General features: G+C 38.8%; 13 protein-coding genes. 3 read left to right on the forward strand and 10 right to left on the reverse strand.

The features are described from left to right. Positions 1–23: 23 nt before the first annotated feature. The 8 genes from VPHSUH08_RS07840 to VPHSUH08_RS07875 all read right to left on the reverse strand — a co-directional run bounded on the left by VPHSUH08_RS07840 (position 24) and on the right by VPHSUH08_RS07875 (position 8,028). On the reverse strand, positions 24–305 hold the full coding sequence (locus VPHSUH08_RS07840) for a GIY-YIG nuclease family protein (protein WP_105087148.1): 282 nt from the start codon (positions 303–305) through the stop codon (positions 24–26). Then, on the reverse strand, positions 295–936 hold the full coding sequence (locus VPHSUH08_RS07845; RefSeq protein ID WP_105087149.1) for a peptidylprolyl isomerase: 642 nt from the start codon (positions 934–936) through the stop codon (positions 295–297). Before VPHSUH08_RS07845 ends, VPHSUH08_RS07840 begins: the two co-directional genes overlap by 11 nt. Before the next feature lie 212 nt (positions 937–1,148). Continuing rightward, positions 1,149–2,057, reverse strand: coding sequence for a DUF3829 domain-containing protein (locus VPHSUH08_RS07850; protein ID WP_038125684.1), 909 nt, complete (start codon positions 2,055–2,057; stop codon positions 1,149–1,151). 136 nt (positions 2,058–2,193) lie between these two features. Continuing rightward, positions 2,194–2,970 carry an HAD family hydrolase gene (locus tag VPHSUH08_RS07855; RefSeq protein WP_004695003.1) on the reverse strand — a complete coding sequence of 259 codons (777 nt, stop codon included), beginning with the start codon at positions 2,968–2,970 and terminating at the stop codon, positions 2,194–2,196. Positions 2,971–2,978: 8 nt separating this feature from the next. Continuing rightward, on the reverse strand, positions 2,979–3,215 hold the full coding sequence (locus VPHSUH08_RS07860; protein WP_021148568.1) for a DUF1653 domain-containing protein: 237 nt from the start codon (positions 3,213–3,215) through the stop codon (positions 2,979–2,981). Between the two features lie 44 nt (positions 3,216–3,259). Further along, the gene (locus VPHSUH08_RS07865; protein WP_004694993.1) at positions 3,260–4,333 is read right to left on the reverse strand and encodes an iron-containing alcohol dehydrogenase family protein; all 1,074 of its coding nucleotides are present in this window, start codon (positions 4,331–4,333) and stop codon (positions 3,260–3,262) included. Between the two features lie 149 nt (positions 4,334–4,482). Next, complete coding sequence (brnQ, locus tag VPHSUH08_RS07870; protein WP_004694992.1) at positions 4,483–5,820, reverse strand: branched-chain amino acid transport system II carrier protein; 1,338 nt, start codon at positions 5,818–5,820, stop codon at positions 4,483–4,485. A 204-nt stretch (positions 5,821–6,024) separates the two neighbouring features. Next, positions 6,025–8,028 carry a molybdopterin-dependent oxidoreductase gene (locus tag VPHSUH08_RS07875; RefSeq protein ID WP_021148570.1) on the reverse strand — a complete coding sequence of 668 codons (2,004 nt, stop codon included), beginning with the start codon at positions 8,026–8,028 and terminating at the stop codon, positions 6,025–6,027. A 580-nt stretch (positions 8,029–8,608) separates the two neighbouring features. Here VPHSUH08_RS07875 and VPHSUH08_RS07880 point away from each other — a divergent pair. The 3 genes from VPHSUH08_RS07880 (at position 8,609) to VPHSUH08_RS07890 (ending at position 13,258) form a co-directional block, all read left to right on the forward strand. Further along, positions 8,609–9,748, forward strand: a complete 1,140-nt coding sequence (locus tag VPHSUH08_RS07880) for an Ldh family oxidoreductase (protein WP_105087150.1) — start codon at positions 8,609–8,611, stop codon at positions 9,746–9,748. A gap of 295 nt (positions 9,749–10,043) precedes the next feature. Further along, positions 10,044–11,681 carry an L-lactate permease gene (locus tag VPHSUH08_RS07885; RefSeq protein WP_008602367.1) on the forward strand — a complete coding sequence of 546 codons (1,638 nt, stop codon included), beginning with the start codon at positions 10,044–10,046 and terminating at the stop codon, positions 11,679–11,681. A 389-nt stretch (positions 11,682–12,070) separates the two neighbouring features. Next, the gene (locus tag VPHSUH08_RS07890; RefSeq protein WP_008602366.1) at positions 12,071–13,258 is read left to right on the forward strand and encodes a multidrug effflux MFS transporter; all 1,188 of its coding nucleotides are present in this window, start codon (positions 12,071–12,073) and stop codon (positions 13,256–13,258) included. 713 nt (positions 13,259–13,971) lie between these two features. Here the strand turns inward: VPHSUH08_RS07890 and VPHSUH08_RS07895 are convergent. Together VPHSUH08_RS07895 and VPHSUH08_RS07900 are read right to left on the reverse strand one after the other, a co-directional pair. Further along, on the reverse strand, positions 13,972–18,228 hold the full coding sequence (locus VPHSUH08_RS07895) for a 2-hydroxyacyl-CoA dehydratase (protein ID WP_105087151.1): 4,257 nt from the start codon (positions 18,226–18,228) through the stop codon (positions 13,972–13,974). 513 nt (positions 18,229–18,741) lie between these two features. After that, positions 18,742–19,575 (reverse strand): MetQ/NlpA family ABC transporter substrate-binding protein, encoded by an 834-nt coding sequence (locus tag VPHSUH08_RS07900; protein WP_105087152.1) that lies wholly within the window; start codon positions 19,573–19,575, stop codon positions 18,742–18,744. Between the last annotated feature and the right edge of the window lie 328 nt (positions 19,576–19,903).

The raw sequence follows: 19,903 nt of genomic DNA on the forward strand, positions 1-19,903 counted from the left end.
TCATATTATACCATAATCAAGGACTATTTTGCACCCTTAATGAGTCCCAATTTCTTAGTCTTCGTCATCCGTTTAATAGCATATTCTCTGCGTTGTGCTTCTTGTTTTTGATGAAAGCTTTCAGAATATACCAAGGTCACAGGACGACGTCCTCGCGTATATTTTGCACCACCTGGGATATCTCCATTGTGAGCATCTATTCGACGTTTGAGATCTGTAGTCCATCCACAATACAAAGAATCATCTGCACATCGCACCAAGTACACATAGTGCCGTTCTTCAGACTTAGCATCCTTATTTGCCATTTTTCGCATCATCAGTGATTGGTTCCAATGTGATAGAATTGATAATTACTGGTTCAACTGGTTTATCATTGCGACCAGTCTTAACCTTGCCAATTTTTTCAACTACATCCATACCTTGTACTACAGTACCAAAGATGGTGTGTTTATTATCTAACCAATCCGTAGGTCCCAAGGTAATGAAAAATTGAGAGCCTCCTGTATTAGGGCCACGGTTTGCCATGGCAAGAACGCCCATTTTATTGAAATGTAAATCATTGGAGAATTCATCAGGAATTGTATAGCCCGGTCCACCGGCACCTGTGCCATCAGGATCTCCACCTTGAATCATAAAGCCTTCGATAACGCGGTGAAATGTTACACCATTGTAGAAGCCTTTTTTCACGAGATAATCAAAATTTTTGACCGTAATCGGCGCTTTAGACCCTAACAAACGAACCTTAAATTGACCATAGTTTGTATCAAAAATAGCATATTCATCTGCAATTGGCGCATTCGTAAAATTAGGCATCGCCACAGTTTCTGCTTTCACAGTATTACCTTGTGGTTGCTCCCCAGTTTTGGTACTACATGCTGTTGTACTAAGTACTGTAATCCCCAACATTGCGCATAAAGCCAAGCGTTTCCAGTTCATATGTCCCCCAAAATACTAATATTATATTTAACTAAATGTAGATTTAAAATTTACATAGAAAAACCGCTCAACCCATGAGCGGCTCTTTTTTAGTATATCATATTATGGCACTATTGAGATTAAAAATATAAAAAAATAATATAACAACAAAAAACAGAGCTTCAAAGGAGCTCTGTTTTTGTAGGCCTCAACTAATCACTTAGTTAATTCGATTATTTAGAGTCAAATTGGTCTGGAGTTGTATTATTATAAGACTCAATATAATTATTGAAATTCTCAATCATGTCGTTAAGATTGTTTTCATTTGCATCAGTAAGTACTTGACGTACAGAACCAACTACAGAGTTATAAGAGTTAACAAGCACTTCTCCACGATCATTATTTATGCTCTTAAGCAATGTTTGAATTTCATTAAGTTCTTTTTCTACAGCTTGTTTATCTGCATTTTTAGGAGCTTTTTCTACATTTTCTACAAGAGTAGTCAAGCGAAGCGTAGATTCCATTGCTGCTGCATAGCCTTTTTTACCGTCTTTTTTCAATTTTTCGATTTGTTTCTTAGTTTGTTCGGTGTTAGCTTTGTTAAGAGCATCATTGAACTTCGCATAAGCTGCATCAAATTTTTCTACTTGTGCTACATATTTAGCTGCTAGTTCTTTACCTTTAGCACCACCATCGTTCATGTAGGCTTTAGAATCATCATAAGCTTTCAAATCTTTGAATGTTGGTACTAATTCATTAAGAACATTTAATACATTATCGCGTTCTGTATCAACTTCTTTGAACGTAGAACCCTCTTTTTTAGATTGTTCCAAAGCTTCTTTTAAAGTATCATAGTGAGGTTGACGGCCAATAGCACCTTCTTGGAAACCACCCTTTAATTTAGCCAAACTGTCTGCATAGTTTTGACCCCAAGTAGCATTGTCACCATTGAAGCGATTTGTTGCATCAATAAGTGTATTAAGCTTAGCAGCTGCTTTCTCATCGCTACCGCCATCAACTACGGAGGATACTACGGAGCCAATGCCACCCGCTTTATCACTGCCGCAACCAGAAACAAATAAACCAGCTGTCAATGCTGCTACACAAAGTAAAGTTGAAAATAATCTGCGTTTATTGTTCATATCTTCTCTTCTCCTTTTAACACATGAATATTGAACTAAGCGCATTATACTAACTATACTACACCAATTCTGTAGCCACAGCTACAAAAACAAATCTTCATATAAGCTTCACCTAGTTTAGAGGAATTATCAATAATTAATCGATCCATTTAAAATGCTTACACGCATTATAAATACCATCTTTATCACAGTCTGTAGTAATATAATCAGCCTTTGCCTTTAATTCAGGGCGCGCATTACCCATAGCAATATTTAGCCACTCAGGCCTAAACATAGACAAATCATTATACCCATCACCAAATACAACAGCCTGATTTGGCTTCATTCCAAAGTGTTCAAGCATATTACGAATACCCAACGCCTTTTCCATAGGCTCATATAGAACACAGCCATCACCATAACGAATGAGCTTATGTGTCATATGCTCGATATCCTTCTCCTCTTCCTCTCCTTCCTTGAAAAACACATATATCTTATAAAATTCTTCAACACTATGAAAGTCAAAATTAGGGTCTACAGTTGTTTTAAATACATCCCAATTTGGATGCCACTCTAAAATTTCCTTATACGGCGTAATACGACCGAGTTTATTACGGTCAGTTACGGCCCAAGGAATATTATGTGATTCTAAATACTCTAAATATTTAATACATGCATCACGATCCATACCTATCATGGATACCAATTCATTATTAACAGTGATACTGTGACCACCATCTGCTACGAAATCAGTAAGGCCTGCTTGCTCTGCGAAACGCTTAGCATCCACTTGAATACGACCAGTTGCTAAGGCTACACGGTGACCACGACGCTTTAACTCATCTAAACTGTATTGAGCACTTTCAGGGATTTTACCTTCAGGCCATACAGCTAAGGTATTATCGATATCGAAAAAGAAAAACTTCTGCTCCACAGGCCCTCCTAATCACGTCCACTCATTAACTTAAATCGTTCTTTTTGCACTACATCTGGATATTTTTCACAATCCACATCGCTCACAAACATTTCTAAGGGACGTACATACATATCGCGCTCATCATACAGTTTCTGATATACTACAAACTTTTCACCCGTCTCAGAGTGAGTCGCTACATCTAGCACATAATAATACATGCCTTTAAAATGACGATATAAGCCACCCTTTACAATTTCTTGCATTTATAACCTCATCACATAACATACACAAATAGTTACAAACCATATTAATCAAGAGATTCCATATATTGAATAGCTTTAGTCAACATATCTGCTGTAATTTTATATGGAGATACATCAATATCATGAACAGATGTAGCCTTTTCAACAATTTGAGGAATATGCGATGCAGTAAGATCTAATTGTGAAAGTTTAGTAGGCCAACCTAATTCGCGATATACTGGCAACCACCGTTGTAACTCATCCATTTGTTGGTCAACGGTTAACAAAATAAGTAAGCCATAAGCTACTATTTCACCATGCAAATGATTTTCTTCTGTTTCTTTATTAGTAACACAGCCATAACATACAGCATGAGCCATGTTGCTATTATATGCCATAGGAACACAACCTGATACAACACCGGTAGTAAAGATAACAGTCATAGCAATGGTATCAAAGGCATCACTACGTTTATTAGCTTGACTATCTTTATAGGCTTGTATACCATGTGCTAAAATTGGTTCACTACACATAGAAGCTAGAGTAAGGCCTAACTGAGTATTATAGTCTTGCTCGCGATTGCGAGCAGAAAGATGAGTTTCATAGTGTTTTGCAATAGTATCTCCCATTCCTGCCCACAAGTAACGGCTTGGTGCTTCTACGAGAATATCAGCATCAATAAAGCAGTGCACAGGAGGATGATTTACAAAAGCTACGTCATCAAAAGTATGATCTGCCGTGTATACAGCTGCCACTTCTGACGTTGCCGCACAAGTAGATGCAATGGTTGGAATTGTAAAGAATGGTTTATCATCTAACTCTATAGCTACTACTTTTACTGTATCCATGGCCTTACCACCACCAACAGCAAACAAAAAGTCCGCATCTTTTACAGATGCCATTTGTGCAATTTCCTTGCCTCGAGCAAAAGTACACTCTCCACCAAAGTGGATAATATCTAGCACCTTAATCCCCGCTTTATCAAGCACGGGACGAATGTGTGGCAAAGCTTTAGAAAGAGCTGTTTCGCCACCGATGATAGCTACAGACTTGCCATATAATTTTGTAAACTTTGGAATAGCGTCAAATACATCATGACCTCCAAAACTATAACTAGGTAAACAATGAGTACTACGCATAAAATTTCCTTCCTTCTTTTATCATTTATATCCTTATTTATCCTTATTATAGAAACTTCTACACACAAAATCAATTTTATATGACAACAATCAAAACATAAAAAGGCTCTATACTCTCACAAAATGAAAGCATAGAGCCTTTATCTTTATTACTTATTATCGGAAGCAAGACCTTTATGGATAAGGCCTACAACGAAGCCTAATACCGCAAAGCTCACCCATCCCATACCAGCACTTTGGAATGGAATATATTGAGCAAAGAGCTGTTCCAAAGCTGTAGGTGCAATACCTGCAGTTTCAAGACCAGTCATGAGGGCAGAGATCATTGTGAAAGCCATAGTCCATGCATATACGCAACGACGACCACCAAACACATTATGAAGAAGTGCCAACAAAATGATTACGATAGTCAACGGATACAAGAGCATCAACACAGGGATTGCTGCACTGATGATTGTTTTCAAGCCAAACATACTGAGGACAAACGCCGCTAGAGAGAAAATTACTACATATAATTTGTAGCTAATCTTTGGTGTCAGCTTGTGGAAATACGTACCGCAAGAAGTGATAAGGCCAATACTTGTAGACAAGCAAGCTAGCAGAACGATGATAGCCAAGATGATTTGACCGAACTCACCAAACAAATAGTTAGCACTTACGGACAATACAGGAGCCCCTGTCTCGAACAAACCAAAGCGTTCAACACTTGTAGCACCGATATTAGCGATAAATACATACACGATACCAAGAAGGCCTACCGCAATTGCACCTACCTCCATTACTGTTTTTGTAATCACAGCACGAGATGTAGCACCACTGAGGCGTACAAAATCGATTACAAGAATAGCAAATACTACGGAAGCTAAGGCATCCATTGTATTGTAGCCATCTAAGAAGCCTTGTAACACAGCCGTTGGTGCATCACCATATGCCGGTTGTGGTACCGCATACCCACCAAGTGGAGTAATAAAGGATTTAACAATCAACAACAAAATTACAAGTAGTAAAGCTGGTGTCAAAATATTACCGATACGGTTAACAAGTTTTTGCGGACTAATAGATAACCACAAAGAAATACCAAAGAATAATGCCAAGAAAATTGGTTCCATATTCATATTCATGCTTAAACCTTCAGCAAAAGGTTTAATTGCGATTTCATAAGCTACAGTACCAGTACGCGGCGTCGCAAACATTGGACCAATACTCAAGTATAAAGAAATTGTGTACAACAAGCCATAAATCGGATGCACACGACTTGCAAGTTCTTCAACATCTTTACAGGAAGAGTAACCCATAGCTGCAACCCCTAAGAGTGGAAGTCCTACACCAGTTAATACGAAACCGAGCAATGCCCAACCGACATTATCACCAGCTTGTTGACCTAAGGCCGCTGGGAAGATCAAGTTCCCTGCCCCAAAGAATAGAGCAAATAACATCATGCCTATAGCCAGATAAGCACGGGTCGACAGATTATCGTTACCATTCATAAATGTAACCCCCTTTAGGTTATATAAAAATAATATTACTATTATAATCTAAAGGGGCTTGGGTATACAAGAAAAATATCCTCACTATTCTATATCCGTATAGAGTTATTCCCATAAGTAACAGACTTTAACTTTTACTTATAGAAATAAGTAGATAAATTCCTATTTTACAGTAATCATTACAGACTATTAATTGGTCATTCACTACAAAAGATTTCTTATATGAACTTGTACATCATAAAAGGTGCTCCCCCATCCCTGATCGGTAGGACGAGCTGCGGTAAGCGCATTGATTGCCACGTGAGGATCACTCGATTGAGATTGCCACCATACACCTAGTGTTACCAATGTCCCTCTCTGTACTTCATCGTCGTAGTATGCTTTAATTTTTACACTGCCACGATCGTTATAGATTTCTACCTCAGCACCATCGTTTATGTTATACATTTTTGCATCTTCTGGATGGATGCGAAGTTTCATCAACTCAGGATCATTAAAGTCTAATTCGCAGAAGCTAGAGTCCAAAATTCGAATATCATTACCATTTATAAGCCAAAACGGTGCATTATCACCATATGGAGGCATATACCGAATTAATGGTTCTACATCCTGCGGATTATATAATTCAATTTTTCCAGACGGTGTTTTGAAATCCATCTTATAACTCTCAGGTACCGTCATCTCCACAGGCTCACCATTTAAAATCAACTCTTGGTCCCTCTTGGATATACGACTCGAAGTCCGCACAATTTGTTCAATAAGATCTTTTTCACTAAGGTCAAAAAAATCATCCTCCAACCCCATGCGTTTTGCTAACTCAGCAATAACTTGCCAGTTGGAACGAGATTCACCAATTGGCTCAATCAATTTGTAACCCGTCCCAATTGTGTAATGACCATAAGAATTATAAATATCATCATGCTCCACAGATGTTGTGGCTGGTAAAATAATATCAGCATACTTACAAGTATCCGTAAAGAAACGCTCATGTACCACAGTGAATAAGTCATCGCGCATCAACCCTCTACGTACAACATTCTGGTCAGGAGCTGTGATAGCCGGATTTGAAGAGAAGATATATAAACTATGAACTTTAGTTCCTTCAGGGTTTATAAGCATTTCACCCAGTTTAATCATAGGCATCAATCGTTTAGCTGGCGCATGAACATGAGCCTGTTGCATCACATCTTTGCCAATAAATTTACTACCACTAGCACTCGACAACAATCCACCCCCAGGATATTGCCATGCTCCAACCACAGCAGGCAAGGCATTAATAGCACGGCATGTCATAGCACCATTGCCATATCGAGATAGTCCACTGCCGAGACGAATAAACGGCGCTTTTGACTTTGCATAAGCATGAGCAAACTCAGTCATCCGCTCCACAGAAACACCGCAAATTTCAGCCGCTTTTCCCGGCGTAAAGTCAAGCAACACCTCTTTTACCAACTCATCGTAGCCTTGGACATGCTTCTTAATAAAATCTATATCTGCCAAGCCATCACGATGAATGATATGGAGCATCCCTAAAGCTAGTGCCCCATCACTTCCTGGTTTAACGTAAATATGTTCATGAGCTTGGCTAAAAGTATAAGTTTTATGAGTGTCGATAATCCAAACGCGAGCCCCCTTCTTTTTCGCAATGTTCACATCATGTAAAATATGAACATCTGTGGCTGTCGCATTTATCCCCCACAAGACGATAAGATCACTATGTTGCGCCTCTTGTGGTTTAATCGCTAAGGTATCACCGTAAACAGAACGGAACCCCGCTTGTTTAGCAGGAGAGCAAATACCTCGATCTTGGTCTGTAGCACCAATACAACGGAAAAAATAATCTGCTGCAGGACTCTGAATAACCCCCATTGTTCCTGCATAAGAGTAACGCAAAATACTTTCACTGCCATAAGTATCAATAGTTTCTTTGAAATTATTGACAATTGCATCAAGGGCTTCATCCCAACTAATACGAGTGTACTGATCTTCACCAATTCCCTTTTTACCGACACGCTTCATAGGGGACTTCAAGCGCAATGGAGAATGGATTACCTTTTCATAATGTGCCATCTTAGGGCATAGTGTACCTCTTGTGAAAGCATGTGCTCTATCCCCTCGAACAGATATTACTTTATTATTATCGACTGATACAATGAGACCGCATGCATCGGGACAATCGTATGGGCATACAGATTTATATTCTTTCATGATAAGCACCTCGCTTATAAATTGTATAAACTATAGGATGTATATTTATATTATATTATAGTATGACTCGTATAAGTATAACCTTTTGCACATCTTCTGAATTAAAAAGGTTTTAGAAATGATTATTTTATGTATATCAATGCATTCGATTATCACATTACATTTATGACCTCATCATTTATTTTGATATATATAGTTAGACATTTCAAGTTTTATCGATATCTATCCATTATCATTCTTGTCCAATGCCTAAACAGATATACTAATAAGTTCTATAAAAATACCAAAATTCTTCAAAAAAATCATGTAATCATTACTAAAAGTCATAACCATATAGTTTTAGGTATAATCAGACATTTTAATAGTGTCGTATAGATTATGTGACAAAAATCACCGGTACGTATGCGTATTTAGTAATGTCGTTCAGACTGTAAGACTATTCAATCTCACTTGTTTCTGTGCTATACTGACAGTGTCATTTGAGAGGATATAGAACTCACAAGAAATCATTTTGAATTCATGGTTATCTAATGTGAAGTAGCTATATCAGGTACATATTTTCTGAAAAGAGGTTTTAACGATGGCAGACGCAAAAAACACTGTGTTATTCCCTTATGAAACACTAAAAAAATTGAGCATGGACGCTTTCCAAAAATTTGGTTTCTCCGAAAAAGAAGCTGACATCATCCAAGACGTACTTTTGACTTCTGACTTGTTCGGTATTCAAAGCCATGGTATGCAACGTATGGTTCGTTACCATAAAGGTATCACTAATGGCTTGATTAAAATCGACGCTAAACCTGAAATCGTAAAAGAAACTCCAATTTCTGCAGTTATCGACGGTCATGACGGCATGGGTCAATTATTGGGTCATAAAGCTATGGAAATGGCTATCGAAAAAGCTAAAAAATCCGGTGTTGGTATCGTATCCGTACGTAACTCCAACCACTACGGTATCGCCGGTTACTATGCTAAAATGGCATCCGACCAAGGCTTAATCGGTTTCTCTTGTACAAACTCCGAAGCAATCATGGTTCCTACATATGCTCGTAAAGCTATGCTTGGTTCTAACCCTATCGCTTGGACTGTACCAGCTGATCCTGTTGACTTCTTCTTCGACTGCTCCACTACTGTTGTAACTCGCGGTAAACTCGAAATGTACAATAAAATGGGCAAAGCTACTCCAGATGGTTGGGCTGTTAATAAAGACGGCGTTCCTTCCACTGATGCAGCTGAAGTATTGGGCAACATCTCCCGTCATGAAGGCGGCGGTATCCTTCCTTTAGGTGGTGCTACAGAAGTTCTTGGGGGCCACAAAGGTTATGGTAACGGCATGATTGCTGAATTATTCTCCTCTATCTTGTCCCAAGGCGGTACTTCCAACAAATGTATGGTTGGCGGTAAATCCAATATCTGCCACGGCTTCATGGCTATCAACCCTGAATTCTTCGGTGACCCTGCGGAAATCAAAAAACACTTCTCCCAATTCTTACAAGAATTACGTGAAGCTCCTAAAGCACAAGGTCAAGACCGTATCTACACTCATGGTGAAAAAGAACATGAATCTGTTGCTAAAGTTAAAGCTGAAGGCATCCCTGTACTTAACGGTACAATGCTTGAAGTTCAAGACCTTTGCAATGAATTAGGTTTAGACTTCAAATCCTACTTCGGCGATTATGTACCAGAAGCTCCTGCTACAATGTTCAAAGGTAACTACTAATACCTAAATTTAGTAATGGCCCTAACAAGGACTTGTAGTTAGTACAGAAGGGGACATAAACACTGTTTATGTCCCCTCTCTTATGTTTTTAACCTCATAGCCTATGAGGTTAAAAAATTTTATGTACTATATCAATTTTTATGATAAGTATATCTGTTATTTTATTGTAATCTTTTATTTTAACTGAACTTTTACAACTTAATACAATAGCGATTTACTCATCAATTTAATTGATTAAGCTACATCGTCCTGTTGAGCATATATTTTTATTTTTCTTGAAAGGATGATTTTAGAAATGAGTGCTATCACCGTTCTATTAGCGCTATCTCCAATCATTTGGTTGATTGTAGCGTTATCCATCTTGAAATTACCTGCATGGCAAGCAACAAGTGTTGCTGCGATTGGTTCTTTCATTATCGCTATTACAGCATTCCAAGCTGACCCATTTATTATGGTCACTGGTGCCCTTGAAGGTGCCGCATTGGCAATCTGGCCAATCCTATTAGTTATTACAGCTGCTATCTTCGTTTATAACTTGGTAGTACATACGAAAGCAATGGAAACTATTAAAACCATGCTTTCTTCTGTAACATCTGATACTCGTGTACTTGCATTACTACTTGCATGGGGCTTTGGTGCCTTCATGGAAGGTATGGCTGGCTTCGGTACTGCCGTTGCAATTCCTGCAGCTATGATGGTTGCCGTAGGTTTTGACCCACTTAAATCTATCATCGCATGTCTCGTTGCAAACTCCGTACCAACAACATTTGGTTCTATCGGGATTCCAACAACTACATTGGCATCCTTAACAAACCTTGATCCAAGCCATTTAGGTACATTCATTTCCGTACAATTGTTCTTGCTTAACCTTATCGCTCCATTCTTTGTTGTTATGATTATTGGTGGCGGTATTAAAGCGTTAAAAGGCGTATTCCTTGTAACATTACTTTCTGGTTTAGCATTAGCAGTTCCTGAAACTGTAATCAACGCTGTAATGGGTCCAGAATTATCCGTAATTTCTGCATCCATCGTTATCATGGCAGTTATCATTGGTTGTGCAAAAATCATGCCTCCTAATGATCCTAAATACGCAGTTAAACAAACTGGCGAAGTCCCTAAAGTTTCTGGTGGCGAAGGCCTTGTAGCTGCAATGCCATTCATCTTAATCTTCGTATTATTGTTATTAACTTCTAAATTGTTCCCTGCAATTAATGGTCCTCTTGCGTCCATTAAAACATCTGTACCTATTTATCAAGGTGCTGGTGCAAAACCTTACACATTCGTATGGATTGCAACTCCTGGTATTATGATTTTTATCGCTGGTATTGTTGGTGGTTTCATCCAAAAAGCAAAAGCTGGCGAAATCTTCGGTACATTGGGTAGCACAGTTAAAAACTTGAAATTCACATACCTTACAATCATCACAGTTGTTATGACAGCTAAATTGATGACTTACTCTGGTATGACTGCAGATATTGCAAAAGCAATGGTTGCTGGTACAGGTACATTGTACCCTCTATTCGCACCTATCGTAGGTGCGTTAGGTGCCTTCTTGACTGGTTCTGGTACAAACTCCAACGTATTGTTTGGCCCACTTCAAATTGCTGCAGCCCAAGGCTTAGATCCTACAAACTTCGAAGACCTTGGTTTCTGGTTGGCAGCAGTTAACTCCGGTGCAGCTGGTATCGGCAAAATGTTGTCCCCACAATCCATCGCGATTTCTATTGGTGCCGTAGGGCCTGCTTTGAAAGCATACCTAGAAAACCACAAAGAAATCAGTGCTGAAGAAGCTCATAAACTAGAACATGAAATCGAAGCAAGCGTTATCATGAACAGTGCCTTCAAATACTTCATTGTATTCATCGTAATGCACGGTTGTATTTCCTTCTTCGGTCAACATTTCATCCATGAAATTCACCACTTTTTCTTCTAAGAACTGGTAACAAAAAAAGAACAGCTCTTCACGAGCTGTTCTTTTTTGTTGCCACATATGAGAATACTACATATAACATGGTTTAATGATATTGCTTCTACAGATGAAACCGTAGCTGTCCCGATTACTACTATTGCAGCTAACACAAAACCTTTTAGTTAATATTTCATATAATTCTCCCATCGCCAATAAACACATTGATATTTTTAGATATAATTAATATACTAATTGTAATCTATAAATAGAGATATAGCAAACTCAATATTTCATATAGATATTTTTTCTCAATCATGGTAAAATACATCGTATCAAATAGAAAAAATTAAATGCAGTCTGCGAAGTGCGATTCGCAGACTTTTATTTTTCTCACTTTAGTATAGGAGGGTTTTATGACTCAAGAAAATTCTGCTAAGGTCTCTTTCATCTTAGTAGTATTCCTTGGTCTGTTGACAGCCATCACACCACTTGCAACAGATTTATATTTACCAGCATTACCAATTATGCCTAGTGAACTAAATACATCTGCATCAAATATTCAAATGACCATTGGTGTGATGACTTTTGGTGTTGCATTAGGTCAATTATTTGGAGGTCCTATTAGTGATACTATGGGCCGCAAGTTGCCTCTTATAACAGGCAACTTACTTTGCGTTATCTCTAGCATAATCTGTGCTTATGCACCAAGCATTGAAATACTTTTACTCGGAAGATTTCTACAAGGTTTAACAGGATCTGTGGGCGTTGTAATTGCTAAGGCCATCGCTCGAGATTTTGCATTTGGTCAAGAATTGACTAAACTCTTTGCATTGCTCATGATGGTTAACGGTTTGGCGCCAGTAATCGCTCCGCTCATCGGCGGTCAATTATTACTATTCACTACATGGCGCGTTATCTTCGTTATTTTAGCAATATTTTCTGCTATTCTATTAGCGGGATCTCTTCTCTTCCGTGAAAGCTTACCTAAAGAAAAACGCGTTACAGGTGGCGTTGCAACTGCTACAAAGAACTACATTACGCTTATTAAAGATAAGCGATTCCTTGGGCAAACACTAATCCAATTCTTTGCTTTTGGTGGATTCTTTGCGTATATCTCAGGTTCATCCTTTGTATACCAAAACATCTTCCAACTATCTGCACAAGAATTTAGCTATCTCTTTGGTATCAATAGCTGTGGTATTATCTTAGCTAGTGCCATAAGCGCTAGATTAAGTAATGTAATCACAGTTCGACAATTACTAACATTTGCCCTCTGGCAACTAACAATCGGCTCCTTGCTATTCTTAATAGCTATGCTTTTCGAATGGCCACTTATTCCTGTAACGGCCATTCTATTCTTTACCGTATGTACAGTATCCCTATTTGGCTCTGCCTCTTTCTCTATGGCAATGGCTAAATACGGTAAAATGGCTGGAAGTGCCTCTGCAGTACTTGGCTTTGCTAGCATGTTCTCTGCAGGAATCGTATCTCCATTAGTTGGTATTGGTGGGGAATATACAGGGATTCCCATGGGGACTACAATGCTAGTATGTTCAGCGCTTTCCTTATTATGCCTATATGGTTTGGTAGAAAAAGATTAATCTCTTTTACACATTTGTATAAGCCCCACAATGGGGCCCGACTACAACAGAATAATATTAGTATATAAATAAGATACCCCTTTCCTTGCTCAGTACTTCGTAAAATCGCTTCGTAAAGGGGTATCTTATTTATATTAACACTACCTGTGAAGGCGTCCCATTGCGGGACTTTACAAGCATATTTCAAAATAGATTAATTCTTTAACTCTACAAACACCTAGGCATAATAACGAAAACCACCTACACAACTGATTGTAGGAGAAAGGAGATGTGCCATAGGCACATCTCCACATTTCTCCCCCTCCTCTATCCAGTTATATTTTCAATGGGACATCTTCATAGCGAGCGTTTATAGAAAAAAACACAGCCCTCTCTCTTCTTTTTCCGTTAGATGTATTGCGAATTTTTTGTGAATAATGAGATAAAAAAACGATGGAGCTATTAGATATACAGTAGATTGAATCATTTACATTTTATAATGGGACATCTTCATAATTAGCGTATATAGAAAAGAATACAGCCCTCTCTGCAGCGATTTTACGGAACGTAGTAACGTACTGAGCCAAGAGAGGGCTGTATTTTTTCTATACTAGTAATATGCAGTTGTATTCGGGCCCCATTATAAAATGTAAGGGACCTTATCACTTATTTACAGTAGCTCCATCGAGTTACACAACTATTAGTTTAGCAAAAATTCGCAATACACTAACTACTTACTCGAACATTGTCGATAGTAGTAGTTTCAATCGGTTTGCTTGGTTCACCGCACTGGAGCCTGGATCGTAGTCGATAGCTGCAATTCGCACGTCTGGGTATGCAGCGGATAGTGTTTTTACCATGCCTTTACCTGTTACGTGGTTTGGTAAACATCCAAATGGTTGTAAACATACGATTTGTTTGGCCCCTTTTTCGATAAGGTCAATCATATCACCTGTGAGGAACCAACCTTCACCACATTGATTACCAAGTCCGATGAATTGGGCTGCTTCTTTTGCTACTTCTGTCATACGTTGTAGCGGGTCAAAGTGTTTTGACGCTGCTACGGCTTTTGCATATGGCAAGCGGTAGAGCTCAAGGGCTTCACGAGCCAATGTACCAAAGAAGCCAGATAGCCATGTACCATCAAGGTGCTTAGCACGGTATGTGCTATCCATTGCACAATACAAAAAAAAATCTAGCAAGCCAGATGTAACAACCTCGCCGCCTTCCTTTTCGATAAGCTCATTAATATGATTGTTAGCACTTGGATGGAATTTAACGTAAATTTCCCCTACGACGCCAACACGAGGTTTTTGTACATCTTTATTAACTGGTAAGTTATCAAAATCATGGATGATTTCTTTGATGTACTTATTATATTGTCGAAGGCTGGCAGATGTAATATTATCACGTAATTTTTTAATCCAGTAATCACATAGTGCATCAGTAGAGCCAGGATTTGTTTCGTATGGACGTGTGGCAAGAACACATTGCATGAGCGCATCACCGTATACAACGGCTTGAATCATGCGATGCAAGAAGCCTTTTGTCAACTTAAAGCCTGGTTGACGTTCCATATCACTCGCATTGAGAGATAGGATTGGTACTTGTTTCATACCCGCATCAATTAATGCTTTACGTAAGTAACCGATGTAGTTTGTAGCACGACAACCACCACCAGTTTGAGAGATGATAACAGCCGTCTTATCTACATCATATTTACCGGATAACAGTGCGGACATGAGCTGACCTACAACGATAATCGCTGGGTAACATGCATCATTATTGATATATTTCAAGCCCACTTCAATATCGTCACGTGTTGGAGCTGGCAACATTTCAAAGTTGTAACCTTCATGTTGAAGTACAGGCTCCAAAAGGCTGAAATGTAATGGTGACATTTGTGGCACCAAGATTTTATATGTCTTACGCATTTCTTCTGTGAAGACAACTCGATTGTAATCGTAAGTTGGTAATTTCTCTACCACTACTTCTTCCGGTGCCTCAGGATTATGATGACGACGCAAGCTACGTTCCATTACAGATTGCAAGGAACGCAAACGGATTGTCACGGCTCCAAGGTTTGTACCTTCATCGATTTTGAGCAAGGTGTGGATTTTGTGATTTGCTGAAAGTATATCTTTTACCTGATCTGCTACGATGGAATCGAGGCCACAACCAAAGGAGTTGAGTTCTACAATTTGGAATCCTTCAGTTCTACTTACAAATTCAGCGGCACGATATAGGCGACTATGGTAGGACCATTGGTCTACAACACGCAAATGCTTGATTTCATTGCCTAATGGTGCAACACCATCTTCTGTAAGAACAGCCATGCCAAGAGATGTGATAAGTTCAGGAATACCGTGGTTAATACCGGAGTCCAAATGATATGGACGACCAGCCAATACGATTGTCGGAATTTGTTCTGCCACGAGGCGAGATACAGTTTTCTTTGTCGTTTCACGGTAAGACGCTTTACAGTTTTCCTGCTCTTCCCAAGCGAGGTCTACAGCCTTAGTAATATCCTTCTTCTTTAAGCCTAAGAAATCCAATGCTTTCACAAGGGCCGGAACAAGGGATTTTTTATCAGCTAGCGGCAAGAATGGGGCGTGGAACGGAGTATCGCCCAAAACCTCTTGCATATTATTTTTGATAAGTTCTGGATAGGAAATAACCATTGGACAATGGTAATTATTGTCGCGGCTAAATTCCTTAGGGCCATGTTGAATACAAGGGTACCAAATAAAGTCTACCTGTGCATTCGCTAAGTCTCGAATATGACCATGTACAGCTTTTGCAGGATAGCAAGCCGTATCAGATGGAATCGTATCGATAGCCTTATTGTATTGATCCTTAGTTGTATAATCTGAAAGGATTACTTCATAACCCAAGCTATTGAAGAATGTAAACCAGAATGGGAAGTCCTCATACATGTTGAGAACGCGAGGAATACCTACACGCATTTTACCTTCAAACTCTGGAATGTTTTTCTTCAAGTAGTAATCAAAGTAACGACGTAATTTTACATCTACCAAGTTAGGAACTGGCTTACGCTTCTCTTGGATCATATCGCCAGCACCGCGGTCACAACGGTTGCCCGTTACGTACGTACGACCATCGGAGAAAGCGTTGATAGTAAGCATGCAGTTATTTGGGCAAAGGCCACAATTGCGCATTGTCGTAGATACTTGTAAAGAATTAAGGCCTTCACTATCTAGCAATGTACTTTCACCCTTTTGTAACTCTTCCGCCGTTTCCGCTGCAAGAAGAGCCATACCGTATGCACCCATCAATCCAGATACGTCAGGGCGAATCACCTCTACGCCCATCAATTTCTCAAAGGCACGCAAAACGGATTCGTTATAGAACGTACCACCTTGTACAACGATATGATCGCCTAATTCTTTAGGGTCTTTCACCTTAAGAACCTTATAAAGGGCATTTTTAATTACAGAATAAGCAAGACCTGCCGCGATATCTTGTACCGTAGCACCTTCTTTTTGAGCCTGCTTAACCTTAGAGTTCATAAATACGGTACAACGAGAGCCTAAGTCGATTGGCATAGGCGCCAATAACCCTTCTTTTGCGAATTGATCGATTGGAATTCGTAGACCGGATGCAAATGTATCAATAAAAGAGCCGCAACCAGAGGAGCAAGCTTCGTTCAACACGATATCTTCGATATACCCATCACGAACCTTACAGCATTTCATATCTTGACCGCCAATATCCAAAATAAAGGACACATCAGGGCAGAAGAATCGGGCCGCACGATAGTGAGCCATCGTTTCTACTTCACCAATATCGATGCCGAGGGCGCGTTTAAGAAAGGCCTCACCGTAGCCAGTTACGCCAGAGTGTGCAATATAAGCACCTTTAGGCAATAATGTATAAATTTGCTCAATAATTTCACGAGATTTTTCTAATGGTTTACCGTGGTTAGGACCATAGTGGGAGAAGATAATTTCCTTATTGCTATTAATGAGTACTACCTTTAGCGTAGTAGAACCAGCATCAATACCAAGATAGCAAGGACCTTGAGCATCCTCAATATTCGCCTTTGGCGTTACCGCCTTAGCGTGACGAGCACGAAATTCTTCTAATTCTTGTTCATTCTTAAATAGCGGATCGACACGGTCTGTAGCTTCCATAGGAATACCGATAAGTGCACCGATTTCCTTTGTCAATTGACCAACAGTGATCTCACGGCACTCATCTTTCATCAATGCCGCCCCTAAAGCAATGAACAACTCACCATTCTCAGGGATAATGCGATGCGCTTCATCCAACTCTAAAGTATCGCAGAAGCATTGGCGCAACTCGGATAAGAATGTCAATGGACCGCCAAGGAATGCTACATTACCTTCGATTTTATGTCCGCAGGCAAGGCCAGCAATCGTTTGGTTTACAATTGCTTGGAATACGGATTTTGCAATATTTTCATGAGATGCGCCTTGATTTAACAAAGCTTGTACATCTGTTTTAGCAAATACGCCACAACGTGCCGCAATTGGATAAATCGTATCAGCATTCATGGCTAATTGGTTAAGACCAGATGCATCTGTCTGCAATAAGGTCGCCATTTGGTCGATAAAAGCACCCGTACCACCAGCACAGGAACCATTCATACGGTGTTCTGCAGTTTGACCTAAATACGTAACCTTCGCATCTTCACCACCAAGTTCGATGATAACGTCTGTCTCTGGATAGAGGGCTTTTACAGCTCGCGTTTCAGCAATCACCTCTTGTACGAATGGGATGCGCACCTTTTCGGCCATAGCCATCCCACCAGAACCAGTAATACATACATGAACAAGAGCATCTTCATGACCTACTTGAGCCTCTTGTAGCAAAGTATATACGGTGTCCAATATGTTTGCATAATGGCGTATGTACTTTTTATACAAATAATTATCGTGTTCGTCCAATAATACAACTTTAACCGTTGTAGACCCCACGTCAATCCCCATGCGTAGCATGTGCTGCATAAATACCTCTCTTTTTAACGACCGTATAACCACCTAAGTGACCATACTTATTTTGTGAAAGTCTCACATGTAATATGTACAACATATATACTGTACTAAGCATCTAAAATAAATAATTAAATTAGATAAGGATATAATACTTTCACCAAAATATCTAAATTTTTAAATATCCTATCTTTATTATACAACAATAGCAGTTAAAATCTAAGTTATTTCTATATCTAAAATGTTATAGAAAATATGTTAAGATTTGAATTTCAAAGTCATATATATAATAGGATGTAAAAAATATTATACCATTTTACAATGAAAAGTAACGTATCTTTTGCAACATAACAGGTCAAATCAAATGTATTAATTGCATTAGACAAAATGTAATTTATAAGAAACTAACCCCAAAATTGATTCCAATTTTGGGGTTAGTTCATAAAACAGTACGTCTTATTCGTATCAATAAAGTTAATCTGAGGAGATGCTTTGTGAAATACATTATGTTATTAACAAATCAGTTGATTAGAACGCTGGGATAATAGCCCCTTTGTAATGTTCTTCAATGAACTTCTTAACTTCTGGAGATTGTAATGCTTTAGCTAATTTTTGAATAGCTGGTTTATTTTCATCACCAGGGTTTACGGAAAGAAGATTTGCATATGGAGAATCCGCTTTTTCTACGAATAAACCATCTTTTGTAGGATTAAGACCTGCTGGCAATGCATAGTTAGCATTAATTACAGCTGCGTCTAAGTCTTGAATGGAACGAGGAATTTGAGCTGCCTCTAACTCTGTAATTTGGATATTTTTAGGGTTGCTAGTCACATCAAATGGTGTGTTAGTCAAACCAGTTGGGTCTTTCAAAGTTACAAGACCTGCACTTTGCAACAATAAAAGTGCACGAGCACTGTTTGTTGGATCAGATGGAATCGCTACTTTTGCGCCATTTGGCAAATCTTTCAAATCTTTAATTTTTTGAGAGTAAATAGCCAATGGTTCGATGTGAACTGGTGCAAAACTTACGAAGTTTGTACCATGATCTTTATTGAAGTTATTTTGGTAAGGCACGTTAGCAAAGAAGTTTGCATCTACTTCATGGCTAGATAATGCCATGTTTGGTTGAATGTAGTCTGTAAATTCAATGATTTGAAGATCTACACCTTCCTTAGCCAATAAAGGCTTGATTTGATTTAAGATTTCAGCATGAGGTACAGGGTTCGCTGCCACTTTTAACACCTCTGCTTTAGAGCTACCAGCATTGCTGGAACTTTCATTGGTTGTGGAAGAGCCACAACCACTAATCAATAAGGACGCGCCTAATACGGCCATCGCTGCTAATGCTAACCATTTTTTCATGTAATCCTCCTATCTACGATGAACACCTACATCTATTGACGAGGACTCACGCGTATACAACACACGTAGATATTGTAATAAATTTATATATTCTTATTCATGTATCTACATTCAATTATTTAATAATTTCGATGTTGTAAGTATAGCAATTTAAATCCTACTTGTATAATAGATTTTATATATTAATCTTTATAACTAAAATCTATAGCAAGGATAAAATAATAACGTTTAACTATACCAAGCAAATAAAAACGGTACTAAGATAATTTCCCGTACTACTAGGTAATATACCTAATAGCTAAAATCAAACTTAGTACCGTTATAAATG

It is taken from the genome of Veillonella sp. S13054-11 (assembly GCF_002959795.1).
Lineage (GTDB): Bacteria > Bacillota > Negativicutes > Veillonellales > Veillonellaceae > Veillonella > Veillonella parvula_E.